General features: G+C 73.3%; 12 protein-coding genes. 9 read left to right on the top strand and 3 right to left on the bottom strand.

The genetic code is table 11. The features are described 5' to 3' along the window. Positions 1-63: 63 nt before the first annotated feature. The gene (locus ABT232_RS23195; RefSeq protein WP_351842882.1) at positions 64-2,406 is read left to right on the top strand and encodes an FUSC family protein; all 2,343 of its coding nucleotides are present in this window, start codon (positions 64-66) and stop codon (positions 2,404-2,406) included. A gap of 143 nt (positions 2,407-2,549) precedes the next feature. Here ABT232_RS23195 and ABT232_RS23200 read toward each other — a convergent pair whose 3' ends face one another. Further along, positions 2,550-3,743, bottom strand: coding sequence for an acyl-CoA dehydrogenase family protein (locus tag ABT232_RS23200; RefSeq protein ID WP_351842884.1), 1,194 nt, complete (start codon positions 3,741-3,743; stop codon positions 2,550-2,552). Positions 3,744-3,868: 125 nt separating this feature from the next. Here ABT232_RS23200 and ABT232_RS23205 point away from each other — a divergent pair, with 125 nt between their 5' ends. The 4 genes from ABT232_RS23205 to ABT232_RS23220 all read left to right on the top strand — a co-directional run bounded on the left by ABT232_RS23205 (position 3,869) and on the right by ABT232_RS23220 (position 8,741). Further along, the gene (locus tag ABT232_RS23205; RefSeq protein WP_351842886.1) at positions 3,869-4,291 is read left to right on the top strand and encodes a DUF6003 family protein; all 423 of its coding nucleotides are present in this window, start codon (positions 3,869-3,871) and stop codon (positions 4,289-4,291) included. A gap of 375 nt (positions 4,292-4,666) precedes the next feature. Beyond that, on the top strand, positions 4,667-6,049 hold the full coding sequence (gene proP / locus ABT232_RS23210; protein ID WP_351842888.1) for a glycine betaine/L-proline transporter ProP: 1,383 nt from the start codon (positions 4,667-4,669) through the stop codon (positions 6,047-6,049). Between the two features lie 124 nt (positions 6,050-6,173). Further along, positions 6,174-7,109, top strand: a complete 936-nt coding sequence (locus tag ABT232_RS23215; RefSeq protein ID WP_351842890.1) for a restriction endonuclease — start codon at positions 6,174-6,176, stop codon at positions 7,107-7,109. A gap of 108 nt (positions 7,110-7,217) precedes the next feature. After that, positions 7,218-8,741, top strand: coding sequence for a CYTH and CHAD domain-containing protein (locus tag ABT232_RS23220; protein ID WP_351842892.1), 1,524 nt, complete (start codon positions 7,218-7,220; stop codon positions 8,739-8,741). A 28-nt stretch (positions 8,742-8,769) separates the two neighbouring features. Here ABT232_RS23220 and ABT232_RS23225 read toward each other — a convergent pair whose 3' ends face one another. Beyond that, complete coding sequence (locus tag ABT232_RS23225; protein ID WP_351842894.1) at positions 8,770-9,306, bottom strand: cysteine hydrolase family protein; 537 nt, start codon at positions 9,304-9,306, stop codon at positions 8,770-8,772. Between the two features lie 263 nt (positions 9,307-9,569). On the opposite strand from ABT232_RS23225, the gene ABT232_RS23230 reads away from it, so the two are divergent. Together ABT232_RS23230 and ABT232_RS23235 are read left to right on the top strand one after the other, a co-directional pair. Further along, positions 9,570-11,351: an N-acetylglutaminylglutamine amidotransferase gene (locus ABT232_RS23230; protein WP_351842896.1), complete on the top strand. Its 1,782-nt coding sequence runs from the start codon at positions 9,570-9,572 to the stop codon at positions 11,349-11,351. After that, positions 11,327-13,726, top strand: coding sequence for a S9 family peptidase (locus tag ABT232_RS23235; protein WP_351842898.1), 2,400 nt, complete (start codon positions 11,327-11,329; stop codon positions 13,724-13,726). Before ABT232_RS23230 ends, ABT232_RS23235 begins: the two co-directional genes overlap by 25 nt. 121 nt (positions 13,727-13,847) lie before the next feature. On the opposite strand, the gene ABT232_RS23240 is transcribed toward ABT232_RS23235, so the two are convergent. Next, entirely contained in the window at positions 13,848-14,942 is a 1,095-nt protein-coding gene (locus tag ABT232_RS23240) for a carboxylate-amine ligase (RefSeq protein WP_351842900.1), read from the bottom strand. Between the two features lie 430 nt (positions 14,943-15,372). Between ABT232_RS23240 and ABT232_RS23245 the strand changes: the two genes are divergently transcribed. Both ABT232_RS23245 and ABT232_RS23250 read left to right on the top strand, forming a co-directional pair. After that, positions 15,373-15,900 (top strand): hypothetical protein, encoded by a 528-nt coding sequence (locus ABT232_RS23245; protein WP_351842902.1) that lies wholly within the window; start codon positions 15,373-15,375, stop codon positions 15,898-15,900. A 397-nt stretch (positions 15,901-16,297) separates the two neighbouring features. Further along, the gene (locus ABT232_RS23250; protein WP_351842904.1) at positions 16,298-18,430 is read left to right on the top strand and encodes a hypothetical protein; all 2,133 of its coding nucleotides are present in this window, start codon (positions 16,298-16,300) and stop codon (positions 18,428-18,430) included.

Consider the following 18,430-nt stretch of genomic DNA (forward strand, 5'->3'; position numbering starts at 1 on the left):
GCGGGACGGTCGGGGGCCGGTCCGGCAGGTGCCGGGCGGGCTGTGGTGGGTGATCCTGAAGGGGTGAGGGGTGTCCCGGTCGGGTGGATCCCGGCGGCCTACGCCGCCTCGGGCCGCCGGGCCGTGCGCGTGTCGCTGGTCGCCGTCCTCGCCTTCTACGTCTTCCGCTACGGGCTCGACCGCCCCGTCGCCGCCACCTACGCCCTCTTCACCGCGGTGGCGCTCGGCGGACTGTCCAGGATCCCCGGCACCGGGCGCCGACGAGCCGGGATCATGCTGCGGTCGCTGCCGGTGTGCTGGCTCCTGGTGGTGGTCGGCACCCAGCTGTCGGTGCGCACCTGGAGCGCGGCGGCCGGCATGCTGGTCGTCGGTTTCGCGCTGGCCTTCGCCGCCGTCGGCGGCCCGCGCCCGGCAGGGGTGGCGCCGGGCCTCCAACTCCTCTACATCCTGCCGTCCTTCCCTCCCTACGACCCCGGCTCGCTCGGCGACCGGCTGATCGGGACGACAGCCGGGCTGCTCCTGCTCGTCGCCGCCGAGGCGCTGATCCTCGAAGAGCCCGCCCCGCCCACCTACCGGGAGCGCGGCGCCCGGGCCGCGCGGACCGCCGCGCACTGCGCGAGACGCCTCGCCGTACCGCCGTACACCCTGACCGACGCGGACACGGCGGCTGCCGGAGGGGCCGGTCAGGCGCTGCGGCCGCTGACCGTTCCCGACGCCGAACGTCCCGCCGGGCCGGGCGTACGCGACCGCGCCCTCGCCCACACCGGCCTCGCCACCCGCACCCTGCTGAGCCGCCTGGCGCGGCTGCCCGCCCCGCCGCGCGAACCGGCGCCCGAGGTGACGGCCGTGCTGCGCGCGGTGGCGGAGCTGGCGACGGCGACCGCGAGCTGCCTGAGCACCGGGTCGTCGCCGGTCGCGCCGTACGAGGCACTGCTCGCGGCCCGCGCACGCCTGTCGGCGCTGCCCGCGCTGTCCGCTTCCTCTGCCACGTCCACCTCTGCCACGCCTTTCCCTGCAACGCCCTTCCCTGCAACGCCTTCCTCTGCAGCGCCTTCCTCTGCAGCGTCTTCCTCCGCAAGGTCCGCCGCCGCCGCGCCGGGCCCGTCCGGCCATGCCTCGCCGGCCACGCCCGACGGCTCCTCCCCCGGCGCCGGGTTCCCGCCCGCCGTGCTGCGTGAGCACGCCGCCGTGCTGGAGGTCGCCGACGCCGCGCTGGCCATGGGCGCGGCGGCCGATCGGGCCGTGCGGGGCCGGCATGCCGCGGTGGAGGTCGCGCCGGGTCGCTTCTGGTACGCGACGGCGTGGGCCCCGGTCCTGTGGTGGCACCGGGTCCGCGGCCATGCCGGGCACAGGTCGGTGCTGTTCCAGAACGCGGTGCGCATCGCGCTGGCGCTGACGGCGGCCCGGCTGGTGGCGGGCGTGGACACGCTGCCGCACGGCTTCTGGGCCATGCTGGCGACCCTCACCCTCACCAGGACCACCCTGGACGAGACCTGGCACACCATCCGCGTGGCGCTGGCGGGCACGTTGGCCGGGGCCCTGTTGACCGCCGGGACGCTGACCCTGGTGGGCACCGACACCGTCGTCTACGCCGTGGTGCTGCCCTTGTGGATGCTGGTCGCCTTCACGGTCGGGCCGGTGCGGGGGGTCGGCTGGGCGCAGGGGATGTTCACCGTGCTGGTGGCGCTCGTCTTCGCGCAGCTGGCGCCGCCGACCTGGCAGCTGGCGGAGGTCAGGATGCTGGACGTGCTGATCGGCAGTGCGATCGGCGCCGTCTTCGGTGTGCTGGCGTGGCCTCGCGGCGCACATGAGGAGCTGCGCCACTGCGCGGCGGAACTCCTGCGCAGGGCGGCGGAGATCGTGGTCGCCACGACCGCCTCGGTGGCGGGCGGCGCGGCGGCGGCCGTTCCGTCGGTGACGCCCGGCCACCGGTCACTGCGTCGCGCGGTCGTCCTCGCGGAGTCCGCCTACGCGCAGTTGCAGAGCGAGCCGGCGCGCTTCGGAGGCGCGGGCCGCCGGCCGCCGCTGCCCGGAGTGGACTGGCAGGCGGTGCTGATCGCCGGTCACCACACCCTGTGGGGCTCCGAACGGCTGCTGACCCCGCCGTTCGGTGAGCCGTCCCCGGCGGCGGCCGACTCGGTCGGCGGGCTCGGGGAGCGCGTGGCCGGGCGGATGCTGCTGGTGTCGGCGGCGCTGGACCCCGGCGCGGACACTCCGGCCGCGTCGGTGCCGCGGGTCAGCGCGCACTTCGCGGAGTTCGGCGCCGAGCCACCGGGAGCGCCGCGGCGGTACTACGCGACCGTCTCGTGGCTGGAGTCGCTGGCGGCCGATCTGACACGGATCGCGCACGGCGGGCCGGGGACCGGAGCGGACGAGGGCGCGTCGGGACGCGCGCTGCCGAGGTGAGTGTGGGCGGCCCCTTCCCAGGGCGCACGGTGCAGGGGCCGCCCCGGCCCTGCCGGTCCTGCCTGCGCAAGGCACTACGACCGTAGAGCGCGGCAGCGGGCCGCGCCCGCCCGGCGCGTCGTCCGGGTGAGGGCGGGTGTCCGTCAGACGAAGGCGCTCTGTCCGGTGATCGCCTTTCCGACGATCAGCGTGTTCATCTCCCGGGTGCCTTCGAAGGAGTAGATGGCCTCCGCGTCGGCGAAGAAGCGTGCGACGTCGTAGTCCAGGACGATGCCGTTGCCCCCGAAGATCTCCCGCGCCCAGGCCACCACCTCACGCATACGGGCGGTGACGTGCGCCTTGGCCAGGGAGGAGTGTTCGTCGCGGAACACCCCGGCGTCCTGGAGCCGGGCGAGCTGGAGCAGCATGCCCCAGCTCGCCGTGATGTTGCCGAGGCTCTTCACCAGGAGGTCCTGGACGAGCTGGAAGCCCGCGAGCGGCCGGCCGAACTGCTGCCTCTCACCGGTGTAGCGCAGGGCCAGTTCATAGGCGCCGATCATGACGCCGAGGGCCTGCCAGGCGACGCCGCTGCGGGTGGCGCGCAGGATCTCGGCGACGTCGCGGAACGAGGAGGCGTTCTGGAGCCGGTCGGTCTCCGGGACCCGGACGTCGGTGAGGGTGATGTCCGCGTTCTCGACTATGCGCAGCGACGTCTTGTGGCCGATCTTCTCGGCCGTGAAGCCCGGTGTGCCCTTGTCGACGACGAATCCCTTGACCTGGTCGTCGTCGACGTCCCGGGCCCAGACGACGATGTGGTCGGCGAAGGTGGCGTTGCCGATCCAGCGCTTGGCGCCGTTGAGCACCCAGGTGTCGCCGTCGCGGCGGGCGGTGGTGCGCATGCCGGCCGCGATGTCCGAGCCGTCGAGCGGTTCGGTGAGCGCGAACGCCCCGACGCTGTCCATCCTCGCCATGCCGGGCAGCCAGCGGTCGCGCTGCTCCTGGTCGCCGCCGGCGTGGATCGCGTACATCGCCAGCCCGTTGTGGACGCCGAAGAAGGTGGCGACCGAGGCGTCCACGCGGCTCATCTCCATCGCCATCATCCCGGTCAGCAGATGACTGGCGGCGGGGCCGTGCTCGCCGTAGCCCTCGTACGCCAGCCCGACCAGGCCGCTCTCACGGAAGCGGGCGATCAGCTCCTTGGGGAAGGTGCCGTCGGCCCACTGCTCGGCCACCAGTGGCTGGACCTCGTCCCGCATGAACGCCCTTGTCCTGAGCAGGACCTTGCGCTCCTCGTCGGACAGGGCGGCCTCGAAGTCGTAGAAGTCGGCGGCGTTCTGCTGGGACGTGAGAGAAGTCATGGTGCCCTTCTTCCACGCTTGTGCCGCGCGATGCGCCCGCCCGGTGGAAGCGGCGGTGAGCTGGGCGATGGCGGGTATACGGGACGCCGTCAGGACCCAAGACTCTCTCCCGTGAGGAACCGAGGATGACCGATGACGCCTACCTCGTCCTGCTGACCGACGCGACCCCGTCACTGGGCGTGCCGCCCGCGGCCGTCGGGGAACTGGCCTGCATGGACACCCCGGCGGTACGAGGATGGCTCGACGCGCAGGGGGTCACCGCGACGTCTCCCGAGCTTCGGCTGCTGCCGCCGGAGGAGACGGCGGCCATTCCCGAGGGTGCCGAGCGGCTGCCCGTGCCGCTGGGCGAGGAGGAGCTGAGCCGGGTGCGCCATGAGGCCGCGCCGCGGAACATCGCGCGGGTGGAGGAGGAGCTGCTGGCCTACCGTTCCCGTGTGGAGGGCCGCGAGGCGCTGCTCACCCGGGCGCTGGCGGCGGGTGTGCCGGCGCACCGCGTCGCCGAGCTGACCGGTGAGGATCTGGCCGCCGTGAAGGCGGTCGCCGGCTGACGACGGGGCCGGGAGGCGGGAGAACACGAGGTCCGGCGGGCCGCGGGAAGACACGAGGTCGACCGGGCCGCGGGCGAACACGAGGTCCGGTCCGCCGGGACGCGGGAAGGCACGAGGTCCGCCGGGCCGTCGCACGGTCCGGTCGGGCCCGTCCGCACGCCTGCGTGAGCGCGAGATGGCTCACACGAAGATCCGGGACGGACGGCTCCGGGGCGGCCCGGCGTGCCTGGACATCCGGCATTTAGATGCACTGTGCAGGCATATGTGTACGGCCCGTGAGCAGGCCGAATGCACCTATGGTCGCTTTTCGGCCCGCCGACAGCGCCGCCGCGCGGACCCGTCCCTGTTCCCGTCGAAAGGTAGGCGAGCGAAGTCTTGTCGACTGCCACAGTCGCCGCTCCCCCGTCCGCGCCGCAGACGCGCCTCACGAAGACCCCCGACGTCACCGTCACCGACCCCGCGCTCGTCCGGCGCGCCGTGAAGGCGGCGGCGCTCGGCAACGCCATGGAATGGTTCGACTTCGGTGTCTACAGCTACCTCGCGGTCACCCTCGGCAAGGTGTTCTTCCCTTCCGGCAACCCCACCGCGCAGCTGCTGTCGACGTTCGGCGCGTTCGCCGCGGCCTTCCTCGTCCGTCCGCTCGGCGGCATGGTCTTCGGCCCGCTCGGTGACCGCGTCGGCCGTCAGAAGGTCCTCGCGGTGACCATGATCATGATGGCGGCGGGCACGTTCGCCATCGGCCTGATCCCGTCCTACGCGACCATCGGTGTCGGCGCGCCCGTCCTGCTGCTGGCCGCCAGGCTGGTGCAGGGCTTCTCCACCGGCGGCGAGTACGCGGGCGCGTCCACGTTCATCGCGGAGTACGCCCCGGACAAGCGGCGCGGCTTCCTCGGCAGCTGGCTGGAGTTCGGCACGCTCGCCGGGTACATCGGCGGTGCGGGCCTGGTCACGCTGATGACGGCGCTGCTGTCGGCCGACGACCTGGTGTCGTGGGGCTGGCGCATCCCGTTCCTGATCGCGGGCCCCATGGGCATCATCGGCCTCTACCTGCGGATGCGCCTGGAGGAGACCCCCGCGTTCGCGGCCGAGGTCGAGAAGGCGGAGTCCGCCCGGCCCAAGGTGCCGCTGCGCGAGATGGTGACCGGCCAGTGGAGGGCGCTGCTGCTGTGCGTCGGTCTGGTGCTGGTCTTCAACGTCACCGACTACATGCTCCTGTCGTACATGCCGAGCTATCTGACCAGTGAGCTGCACTACGACGAGACCCACGGGCTGCTCGTGGTGCTCGGCGTGATGGTGCTGATGATGATCGTCCAGCCGTTCGCCGGTGCTCTGACCGACCGCGTCGGCCGCCGGCCGGTGATCGCGGCGGGCTGTGCGGGCTTCCTGCTGCTGTCCGTCCCCGCTCTGCTGCTGATCCGCCAGGGCAGTCTGTTCGCGGTGGCGCTGGGCATGGGCGCGCTGGGCCTGCTGCTGGTCTGCTTCACGGCCGCCATGCCCGCGGCGCTGCCGGCCCTGTTCCCGACCCGAGTCCGCTACGGCTCCCTGTCGATCGGCTTCAACGTCTCCGTCTCCGTGTTCGGCGGCACGACCCCGCTCGTGGTGACGGCGCTGATCGGCGCGACCGGCAACATGATGATGCCCGCGTACTACATGATGGCCGCGGCCGTCATCGGTGGTTTCGCGGTGTGGCGGATGGCGGAGTCGGCGGGGCGTCCGCTGCCGGGCTCGGCCCCTTCGGTGGCCGCTCCACAGCACTGAACCCGCTGGTCCTCCTCCCTCCGGTCCCGTCCCTCCCTCACCCGGCGTTCACCCGTTCGGCGGTGAACGCCGGGATCGCGGGCACATGGCGTAGGTGATCTTCGCTCCGCTCCCCGAGGGAGGAATGACGTCGGTGGCCGTGCCCCAGCGCCGTAGGCGCTTTCCGTATCGCGAGCGTCCCTTCGACCTGCGGGCGACCGCCATGTTCTTCGGTCTCAGCGCGGTGATCCTGGTCGTCCTGGGACTGGTCGCCCGTGCGGCCCTCGACGTCGTGGAACGGCGTCCCGCGTGGGTCGTCGTCCTGCTTCTCCTCGGTGTCGCGGCGGCGCTGGCCTGGCGGCGGAACCGCCGACGGCGCCGCATGTCGGTGGCTCGGCTCGCGCGGGCGACCACCGAGGCGCTGGAGGAGGGCGCGGCGACGGCGCTGGACGTCCTGGACGCGGACGCACCGGCCACGCCGGCCGCCCCGGCCGAGCGGACGCGTCCGGTGCGAGTCCCCGCCGCCGGGACGGTCGCCGTGGGGCCGGCCGGAGCGGAGACGACGGCCGTGGCCGGGGACGGGGCGCTGGAGACGACCGCCGTCCTCGGCCCCACGGACCTCGGCCTCGCGGGCGTCGATCACACCGGTGCCGATGTCGGGGTCGATTACGCCGGCGTCGATTACGCCGGCCTCGACCCCTACGAGTTCGAGCAGGCGATAGCCGATCTGTGCGTGCGGGACGGCTGCTCGCGGGTGGAGGTCGTGGGGGGCGCCGGCGACCTGGGTGCCGACGTGGTGGCGTCGACTCCCGACGGCCGGCGCCTCGTCATCCAGTGCAAGCGCTACGGCGACGACAACAAGGTCGGCTCCCAGGAACTCCAGCGCTTCGGCGGCACCTGCTTCACCGTCCACGAGGCGGACGTCGCCGTCGTCGTCACCACCAGCGACTTCACCGCGCCGGCCGAGGAGTACGCCGCACAGTGCGGAATAGTGTGCGTGAACCACGAGTGCCTGCGGGCCTGGAGCGAGGGGCTGGCGGCGGGCCCGTGGGCAGCGCTGCCGGTCGACGGCGTCGGATGAGCAGGGACGGCCCGGGCTCCGCACCGCCCCGGCCCACCTCCACGCCCACACCCCACACCCACCCGCCGATCCGGGTTTGAGCGGGCGGTCAGCGTCAATGCGCACTATATGACCCGATCGATACCGGAGACGGAACGTAAGTACGAAGCGCCCTCGCCGGACGAGACCGCCTGGCTCCCGTCGCTCACCGGTGCGGGTGCGATCGCGTCCGTCGTCGACCAGGGCGCCCAGGAGCTGGACGCGGTCTACTACGACACCGACGACCTGCGTCTCGCACGCGGCTCGGTCACCCTGCGGCGGCGGACCGGCGGCACGGACGCCGGCTGGCACCTGAAGCTGCCGCTCGGCGGCGACAGCCGGGAAGAGATACGCGAACCGCTCTCCGACGATCTGCCCGACTCGCTGCGCGACCTCGTGGTGTCGCGCACCCGCGGGGCGCCTCTGGTGCCGGTGGTACGGCTTCGTTCCAGCCGGACGCTGCGGCATCTGGTGGACGAAGAGGGCACGGTCCTGGCCGAGCTCGCGGTCGACACGGTGCGTGCCAAGCCCCTCCTCACCGGCGGCGAGAAGGCCCGGTGGCGGGAGCTGGAGGTGGAGGTCGCCGACACCGCGCACGCCGCGGTGCTGGACGACGTCGAGGCGGTGCTGCGTGCGGCGGGTGCCGTGCCCGCGCGCGCGTCGTCCAAGCTGGCACGGGCCCTGGCCGACACGGGCGTGGACGCGGCGCGTCCCACACCGACGCGGTCCGCGGTGCGGCCCGGCTCGGCCGGTGAGCAGGTCCTGGCGTACCTCGACGAGCGCGTGCGCGCGCTCGTCGACGTGGACCCGGCGGTACGACGGGAGCTGCCCGACGCCGTCCATACGATGCGGACCACCTGCCGGCGCCTGCGGAGCTGCCTGCGCGCCTACCGTTCCGTCCTCGGCAGGCGGGCCACGGACCCGGTGCGGGACGAGCTGAAGTGGCTGGCCGGCGAGCTGGGCGCGGAGCGCGACCAGGAGGTGCTCCTGGAACGCCTGCGGTCCGGCCTGCGCGACCTGCCCCCCGAGCTGGTCCTCGGGCCCGCCGAGGCGCGGCTGCGTGCCTGGGGTGTCGCCCGGCAGTCCGCCGCCCGTGACCGCACGCTCGCCGCCCTGCGCTCCCCCCGCTACCTGGCGCTCCTCGACGCGCTGGAGGACCTGGTCGCCCGTCCGCCGCTGCGCGCCAAGGCGGCGAAGAAGCCGAGGAAGGTCATGGCCAAGGCCGTGGAGAAGGCGCACGCGAAGTTCGCCCGCCGGATGCGGCACGCGCTGGAGCAGCCGGCGGGGGCGGAGCGGGACGCGGCCCTGCACGAGGCCCGCAAGGCGGCCAAGACGGTGCGGTACGCGGCCGAGGCCGCGGGCCCGGCGCTGGGCGGCAAGGCGGACCGGGCACGCAAGCACGTCAAGGCCGTCCAGAAGGCCCTGGGCGATCACCACGACGGAGTCGTGGCCCGCCAGACCCTGCGGGAGCACGCCCTGGCGGCACACCACGCGGGCGAGCCGGGCTTCACCTGGGGCCTGCTCTACGGCAGGGAACAGGCCGCGGGCGCCCGGCTGGAGGAGGAGCGCGTGCCCGCCCGGTGGAAGAAGGCGGCTCGGCTGCGGCTGCGCTGAGGGCCGAGGGGAGCCCCCGCGGAGCCGGTCACTGCCACAGCTCGGCGCTGTCGCAGACGCGCGCGCCCATGTTGGTCTCCATCATCCGCAGGGCCGCCGCCGCGAGGTCGGCGTGGATGTGCGCGACGGCGTCCCTCGGGACGATCACGTCGAAGTGCCGGATGTGGGCGTCGAGCGAGGAGTAGAGCACGCACTGCTCGGTCACCTGGCCGCACAGCACGAGCTGGTCGATGCCCTGCTGATGGAGCAGGTACGTCAGCGGTGTCTCGAAGAAGATCGAATGGCGGGCCTTGACGACGAAGAGCGAGGAGTCGTCGGGCCGCAGCGGTTCCACGAGGTGCCCGTGCGCGCCCGCCAGGGCCTGGTCCAGGAGTTCGCCGTGGTGCGAGCGCCACTCGCCGAAGTTGTCGTTGACGTAGATCACGGGGATGCCGCTGCGGCGCGCCCGTTCCAGCAGGCCGGCCACGACCGGTACCACCGTCTCCGCGGTGGGGAGCAGCAGCTCGGCGTCCTTGTGGTCGTACGTGTTGATCATGTCGATGACGATCAGCGCAGTCTTGCTCATGATGGCCAGGTTCCCACCGGTGCGCATGAATCGCGCGGGTTCGATGGGGCGCTGCCGGCCGCATACAGGTTGCCGGCCACCGAATATTCGCGGGGGCTCTGGGAACTCCGAGTGACACGACTTGCCGCGCCGTACGTCCGGCGCCCACGTTGCCGAAGGAGAAGTACCACCATGTCGACCAGCTCCGCCCATGGTCCTTCGGGCAGGCTCGCGCAGGCCTCCCCACCCCGGATCGCAGCCTTCCACCCGGGAGGTGGCGCCCGATGTGCGGTCTGAGCGGGGAGATGCGCTTCGACGGCGGGCAGCCGGATCTCGCGGCCGTGGAGCGGATGACCGACCGGCTCGCCGCCCGGGGCCCCGACGGCCGCGGACTGTGGTCCCGCGGGCAGACCGCGCTGGGGCACCGGCGGCTGAAGATCATCGATCTGTCGGACCTCGGGGCGCAGCCGATGACCGACGCCGAGCAGGACATCACCGGCGTCTTCAACGGCTGCATCTACAACTACAAGGAACTGCGCGAGGAGCTGCGGGGCCTCGGCCACACCTTCGTGTCGACCTCCGACACCGAGGTCGTGCTGAAGGCGTACCGGCAGTGGGGTACGGCGTGCGTCGAGCGCTTCTACGGCATGTTCGCCTTCGCGCTGGTCGAGCATCGCACCGGCCGGCTGATCCTGTGCCGCGACCGGCTCGGCATCAAGCCGCTGTACGTGACGCACTCCCCCGGCCGGCTGCGGTTCGCCTCGTCGCTTCCCGCGCTGCTCGCGGGCGGCGAGGTGGACACCTCCCTCGATCCGGTCGCGGTCCACCAGTACCTCAGCTGGCACGCGACGGTGGCGGCACCGCGCACGGTGCTGTCCGGGGTGCGCAAGCTGCCCCCGGCCACGGTGTGGGTCGTCGAGCCGGACGGCCGCCGCCACGAGCACCGCTACTGGCAGCCGTCGTACACGCGCCGCCCGGAGTACGCGGACATGAGCGCGAGTGAGTGGCGTGACGCGGTGCTCGACGCGCTGCGCACCGCCGTACGCCGGCGGATGGTCGCCGACGTGCCCGTGGGCGTCCTGCTCTCGGGCGGTCTGGACTCCAGCCTGATCGTGGCGCTGCTGGCCGACGAGGGCCAGCGGGACCTGGCCACGTTCAGCGTGGGCTTCGCCTCCGAAGGCGGCACCGACGGCGACGAGTTCGAGTACTCCGACCTCGTCGCCAGGGAGTTCGCCACCGACCACCACCAGCTGATGGTCCCCTCCGAGCGGGTGTCGACGGCGCTCGACGGAGCGATCGCGGCGATGAGCGAGCCGATGATCAGCCACGACGTCGTCGCCTTCCATCTGCTGTCGGAGCAGGTGGCCAAGGAGGTGAAGGTCGTGCAGAGCGGGCAGGGCGCCGACGAGGTGTTCGCCGGCTACCACTGGTATCCGCGGCTCGCCGAGGTCGCCCGCGAGGAGGAGCCCGAGCGGTACGCCGACACCTACTTCGACCGGTCGCACGCCGAGCTCGCGGAGATGCTGCAGCCGCACATGCTGCCGCCGGACGACGTCTCCGGACGGTTCGTGCGGGAGCACATGGCGGTGCCCGGGGCCGAGACCGCGCTCGACGCCGCGCTGCGGCTCGACACGCACGTCATGCTCGTGGACGACCCGGTGAAGCGGGTCGACAACATGACCATGGACTGGGGTCTCGAGGCCCGGGTGCCGTTCCTGGACCACGAACTGGTGGAGCTGGCCGCCGCCTGCCCGCCGGACCTGAAGCTGGCCGACGGCGGCAAGGGCGTCCTCAAGGAGGCGGGCCGCAAGCTCCTGCCGCACGCGGTGGTCGACCGGCCCAAGGGGTACTTCCCGGTCCCGGCGATCACCCATATGGCGGGGCCCGTCCTGGACCGCGTGCGCGAGGCGCTGAACGCGCCGGAGGCGAAGCGGCGCGGGCTCTTCGAGGACGCCTACATCGAGAAGCTGCTGGCGGCACCCGATCGACACCGCACCCGGCGTGGCGCGAACACGCTGTGGCAGGTGGCATTGCTGGAGATATGGCTGCAGACACACGGCGTCTGATCGACGGACGCGCCCACCACGACACCGGCGCCACGGGCCCGGCTGCCGTCCCGGACGCGGACGGCACGACCGAGGCGGGCGGCGTGGCCGGCGGGGACAGCTCGGGCGGCGGCGACCGCACGGGCGGCATCGGCGACCTCGGCGGCGCGGGCGGCATCGGCGACCTCGGCGGTACCGGCGTCGGCCGCGCGGAGAGCCGTGCTTCCGCGTCGCCCGCCGCCTTCCCCGCGCCCGCCCCGGTCCAGTTGCCGGACGCCTCCGGTCCGCGCGAGGCCACGACACGGCTCACCGCCCACGGCTGCTGGTACCCCTCGGCCGACCCCTCCGGGGCGCAGGTGGCCTTCATCTGCGACCGGGGCGGCGTACCGCAGCTGTGGGCGGGTCCCGTGGACGGCGCGGACGTACGGCTGCTCGACGCCGAACCCGATCCCGTACGGGAGGTCGCCTGGTCGCCCGACGGGCGCTGGATCGCCTACACCACGGCTCCCGGCGGCGGCGAACACACACGGGTGCTGTGCGTACGCCCCGACGGCACCGACCGGCACATCCTGGCCGGGGCCGAGCCGGGCAGCTCCGCCTACCTGGGCTGCTGGGCGCACGACGGATCGGCCGTCGCGGTCACCGTCGCCGTCCCGGCGGCCGCACCCGCCGGCTCCGGCCTGTCGAACATGTTCGGCGTCCTCGGCGGTGCCGGTGGCGGGCAGGACGTCGCGGCCGACTCCGGTCCCCTCGAACAGCCCAGGTACGCCGGTCCGCTGCCGGCCGGCTGGTCGGGCCGCGACGGGGACGCCGTGCTGCTCGGCGCGTCGCCGCTCACCGGGACTGACCTCGCGACGCCGTATCCGCCGCCGACCGCCGACGCCCCGGGCGCCGAGGACCGGCGCGACCGGCGCACCGACGCGCGGGTGGGCTCCGGCGACGGACTGTCGGCCTACCTGATCGACCCCGACGGCGCGGCCGCGCCGGTCCTGCTGGCCGCCGAGGCGGACGCCGCGACGCTGCGCGTGTGCGATCTCAGCCGCGACGGCGGACTGGCCCTGGTCCGCCGCGGGCCCCGAGGGCGGCGCGAGGCGGTGGTCATCCGCACCGGCGACCTCACCACCACCTGTGTGATGCCGGTGGCCGACGGCGACCCGTGGATCGGCCGGTTCTCGCCCCAGGCGGACGCCCTCTGGCTGCGCAGCAACGCCTACCGGGAGTTCGCGGCGCTGCTCACCGCCCCGCTCGACGCCGAGGGACAGCCGCGCGGCTGGTCCGTCGCCTCCGAACGCGAGGGCAGCGACCTCGAACTGCTCGCCTTCGCCCACGACGGCCGCGCCGCCGTCCTGGCGTGGAACGTGCGGGGCGCGAGCGAGGTGGAGATCGTCGACACGCTCCCGCCCGACACGGCCGGGGACGTCATCGGCTCGCCACGGCCCGTCCCACTGCCGCACGAGGTCGTCACCCGCGTCACGGCCGCCGGCACGGGACGACTGGCGCTGGCCCTGTCCGGATCGCAGCGCCGCCCCGGCGTGTGGTGGCTACCCGAGGGCGTGTCCCTGCTGCGCACCCCGTGGTCGTCGCGCGACACCGACGCGGTCCCGCCGGGCCGCCCGCCCGTGCGGCCGGTGCCGGTGAGCCTGACGGCACGGGACGGGCTCCCCCTGCACGGCTGGTACTACCGCGCGCCCGGACGCGGCCCGGCGGAACCGGCGCCCTGCGTCATCCATCTGCACGGAGGCCCCGAGGAACAGGAACGCCCCGTCCTCAACCCGCTCTACCACGAGATCCTCGGGCGCGGACTCGACATCTTCGCGCCCGACGTCCGGGGCTCCTCCGGTCACGGCCGGTCGTTCGTCGACGCGGACCTGGGAACGGGGCGGTTCGCCGCGATCGACGACGTCGCCGACTGCGCCGCCCACGCCGTCCTGGCCGGTCCCGCCGATCCGTCACGGCTGGCCGTCATGGGCCGCTCCTACGGCGGCTACCTCACCTTCGCCTCGCTGGTCTGGCATCCGGAGCTGTTCCGCACCGGGGTCGCGGTCTGCGGCATGTCGGACTTCGCGACGTTCTTCGAGGGCACCGAACCGTGGATCGCCCAGTCGGCGGCCCACAAGTACGGCCACCCGGAACGCGACCGCGAGCTGCTGCGCTCGCTGTCCCCGATGAGCCGCGTCGACGCGCTGCGTGTCCCGGTGCTCGCCGTCCACGGCGAGCACGACACCAACGTCCCGCCGCGCGAGTCGGAGCAGTTCCTGCGCGCGGCCCGGGAACGCGGCCGGCTCGCGGAGCTGCTCACCCTGCGCAACGAGGGCCACGACTTCCTCCGCGCGGACAACCGCCGCCTGTTCCGCCGCGCGGCGGCGGACTGGCTGGAACGCCACCTGAAGGGCTGACCCGGGGTCTTTGAACACCCCGGACTCAGGTGGGGCGACGAGAGCGGCGGCTCGGGCCGGCCACACGGTGTCGCGGCCGAACACCGCCCAGAGCCCTTCGCCGGCATCGCGCCGGCGCCGCTCACGGCATCCCGCTCGCCTCGATGATCATCGCGAGGACCGCCGCGAGGCCGCCTTGCGCGAGGCTCTGGCGTTGGCGGTCGGCTCCGGTTCCCTCCTGGAGGAGGCGGTGGACCAGCGCGGTGACCTCGCGGCTGTTCCCGGTCGCCTCCAGCGCCGGAGCGACGTGCTCCAGGAGCCCGCACACCACGTCGCCGGCCCGCCGGCGCCGGCCGTCCCGGCCGATGAGGTCGCCGCTCAGCCCGTGCCGGGCGGCCTGCCACATCGCCACCCGCAGCAGTTCCGGGCCCGGTTCCACCACCGGCACCCCGGCCGCCAGTTCGGCGACGGCGGTGTCGACGAGGGCCCGGATCAGCCCGGCGAACATCACCGCGTCGTCCGTGCGCAGCTGCACGTCCGTGCAGCGCACCTCCACGGTCGGGTACCGCTCCGAGAGCCGGACCTGCCAGTAGACCTGCCCGACGTCGCTGATGACGCCGGTGACCAGGAGCCGCTGGATCCGTTCCTCGTAGTCGTGCTCGTCGGCGAAGTGCGGCGGGAGGCCGCTGACCGGCCAGCGGTCGAAGACGACGGTGCGCCAGCTGGCGAAGCCGGTGTCGTGGGCCTCCCACAGCGGGGAGTTGGCCGCCATGCCGGTCAGCGTCGGCAGCCACAGCCGGAGCCGGTTCTGGACCTGCACGCCGACCCGCCGGTCGGGAACGGAGACATGGACGTGCATGCCGTTGACCATCTGTTCCGCCACGAGCTGCGGCGCCTGGCGTTGCATGGCCTTGTACCGGGTCTGCTCGGTGACCGGTACGGGCGCGTCCTCCCGGCGCAGCGGGGTTCCGCTGGCGATGATCCGGCAGCCGTGCGCCTCGGCCGCGCCGCCCACGGCGTGCCGCAGTCGCAGCAGATGGCCGCCGACCTCCTCCAGCGTGGCGCAGACGGGTGTGGCCACCTCGACCTGCGCCTGCAAAAGCTCCGACTGGATCTCCCGGGAGGTCACGAAGGGCTCCAGCCCGGCCGCAGCGCGGACTTTCTCCGCGTAGGGAGCGAGCCGGCCCGTCACCGGATCGACCAGCAGGTATTCCTCTTCGACACCGACGGTCGCCATCAGCCGAAGCCTCCAATCCCCGCGCACTCAGCAGTCCCGCGCTGGCGGGATTCCAAACGTCGGACCGCCCCTCGTGTGCCTCCTCCGCAGGTGGGACGCGTATTCGGCCGCCGGCCGGGGTCACCGGTCCGGAATGCGCCTGATGGCCGAGAGTGACCGCCGGAAACAGGGCGCGACCGGCCTGTCACGGTCGGTGGAACAACCGGTACGCGCCAATAGGCGCCGCCGACCGGCCGCCCGGCTCCGAGGTCGACCGCGGCGCCGCCCCGGTTCGTCGCACCGGCTTCACCAGGGGTGTATACGATCCCCGGCCGCCCGTCACGCTTTCCTCGCACGGTCTTCACGTGAGGCGCACTTTCGGACGTTCGCGAAATGCGGCGCCGATCCGGGGGCAGACGTCGCGCTCGCGGCATGCCTAGCCTCCCGGGCCATGCGATCACCCTTGATGAGACGCCTCGGTCTCACTGCCGCCCTCGCCCTCGTCCTCGCCCTGTTCGGGCTGGCCCCGGCCGCGAGCGCGGCCGACCCGGCCCCCGCGCAACTGACGTTCACCACCGACGCCGCCACCACCACGCCGGGTGGCACGGTGAACCTGTCGATGACGCTGACGAACAACAAGACGTACGACCTGTGGTTCGTGTACCAGACGATCGACCCCACGTGGCTGACCACCCAGCGGCCCGACCTGAAGTACTCCTTCACCGGCTGCACCCTGGCCACGGCCTCCGGCAGCACCCCCTGTTCCGGCACCGGCCCCGCCAACCTCGGCACCAACTACGGCGCCACCGTCCCGCCCGGCCAGAGCCGGACCGTGACGCTGACGCTCCAGGTCGCCCCCGACTCCGGCTGCAACGGGAACATCGGCTTCTACTCGTACTTCTACGCCGAGTTCAGCGACAGCACGAGCGTCAGCGGCGGCCCGGTCTTCACGCCCGAGACCCGCGTCCTCTGCTCCTGACGGACCGGCGACGGGCCGATCGGTGACCAGAAACCGGCGCAGCGAAGACCGGCAGGCTGGTTTACACCAATGACAGCCCCACCGGCGGGCCCCAGTGGTCCGCCGGTGCTCCGCATTCCGCCTCCTACCTGGACGGAAGCCCCCCGAGCGGGGTGCGGACCGGCGGCCCCGGCAGACCGTTCGACCGGCGACCCGGCCCGGACGGCCGCCTGCCGTGCACCTGCGTTTTTCCGTCAGGTTTCGCACTAGGACCACGAAAGCCACACAAGCACCTCACTATTTGACGCGACGGATGCGTCGACGACTGGTCTCTGAGGGGGAAGCCGGCGTCACGCGAGGGGGTGCGTCCGCTCCGCGGAGCAGTACTCACCCCTGCCCTGGGAGGGGACAGCACCGCATGAAGCGGACCATACGCACCACCTTGCTCACGGCGGGCGCGCTCATAGCCGCCCTGGCGCTGCCGGGCCCGGCGGCCCACGCCGACGCCCCGGCTCCCCGTATCGACCTGCGGGTGCTCGTGGTGAGCGACGGAGGCCCGTCCACCGACGCCATCGCGGCCGAGCTGGACACCGCGGGAACGCCGTACACGGAGATCGACCTCACGCGCTCCGACCGGCCCGTGATCGACGCCGGCTATCTCGCCGACACCGTGGACGGCCGCAGCCGCGCCAAGTTCCAGGCCGTCGTCCTGCCCAGCGACAACCCGTTCCCGGCGAACTCCCCGGAGATGGCCGCGCTGGTGGCCTACGAGCAGGCCTACGACATCCCGCAGGTGGACGCGTACACCTACGCCCGCCCCGAGGCCGGGCTCCAGTACCCGGTCTACGGCGGCTACTCCGGCAGCGTCGACGGCGTGCAGGCGCGGGTCACCGACGCCGGCCGCGCGGGCGCCTTCGGCTACCTCGACGGACCGGTGCCCTTCGAGGACAACTCCCCATCCGTCGGCGAGAGTTACGCCTACCTGTCGACTCCGGTGGCCGGCGCCGACTTCACCCCGTACGTCGACGCGCCGATCCCCGGTACGGCCAAGCGGGGCTCGCTGGTGGGCGAGTACCGGCACGACGGGCGGCGCGAACTCGTCGTCACCTTCGTCTACAACCAGTACCAGCAGCAGTTCCGGCTGCTGGCCCGCGGCATCGTCGAATGGATGACCGGCGGGATCCACCTGGGCGCCTCCCGCAACTACTTCGCCGTGCACGTCGACGACGTGTTCGCGGCCGACGACCGCTGGAACTCCACGCTCAACTGCACACCCGGCGACGTGGACTGCACCGACCCGAACGCCACCCCGGACCCGATCCGCATGACCCCCGCCGACGTCGACCACGCCGTCGCCTGGCAGCGCGAGCACGGCTTCACCCTCGACTTCGCCTACAACGGCGCCGGCAGCGTCGACCACCGCGAGGACAACAACGGCGCCGACCCGCTGGCCGACAAGCTCGTCGCCGAACGCGACGCCTTCCGCTGGATCAACCACACCTACACGCACGCCTTCCTCGGCTGCGCACAGGACACCACGGTGGTGCCGTGGCGGTGCGCCACGAACGCGGACGGCAGCACCCGGTGGGTCAGCCGGAACGAGGTCTCCGACGAGATCGCCGCCAACCGCGTCTGGGGCGACCTCGCCGGGCTGCCGCTGGACGACGACGAGCTGGTCACCGGCGAGCACTCCGGGCTGCGGGTGCTGCCGCAGCAGCCGGCCGACAACCCCAACCTGGCGCTCGCCCTGGCCGACAACGGCATCACCTGGCTGGCCTCGGACAACTCCCGCGAGCCCGACCAGCGGCAGGTCGGCCCCGCCACGACCGTCCCCCGCTACCCGATGAACGTCTTCTACAACGCGGGCCGGGCCGCCGAGCAGGTGGACGAGTACAACTGGATCTACACCAGCCGCGCCCAGGGCGGCAGCGGCATCTGCGAGGACAACCCGGCCACCACCACCTGCCTGTCCGCACCGCTCGACACGGCCACCGGCTACACCGGGCACATCGTGCCCCTGGAGCGGCAGATCGCCCTCGGTCACGTCCTCGCCAACGACCCCAAGCCGCACTTCATCCACCAGTCGAACCTGGCCGAGGACCGCATCGCCTACCCGGTCCTGGACGGCGTGCTGGGCGGCTACGACGCGCTGTTCGCGGCGAACACCCCGGTGGTGAACCTGCGGATGAAGGACATCGGCGGCGAGCTGAAGCGGCGCGCCGCCTGGCGGGCCGCCGTGCGCGACGGCCAGGTCACCGCCTACCGCGTCGGCGACACCGTCACCGTCGAGAGCCCGGCGGGAGTGGCGGTCCCCGCGACGATGCCCGAGGGCACCACCCGGGCCGGCTCCGCCTTCGGCGAGGCCTACGCGGGCGACCGGTCCGGCTGGACGACGCCGGCGGCCACGCCGCTCACCCTCGCCCTGCCGGCGTCCGCCGCCTCCTCCGCGGCCGGCGACACGGGCGGTGCCACCACGGCCACCGCCCCGGCCCCGGACACCCGCGTCCCCGAGGGCGTGGCCGAGCCGGTCTCCCCCACAGCGGGCGACTGA

This window comes from Streptomyces sp. NPDC001532 (genome assembly GCF_040298625.1).
Classification (GTDB): Bacteria; Actinomycetota; Actinomycetes; order Streptomycetales; family Streptomycetaceae; genus Streptomyces.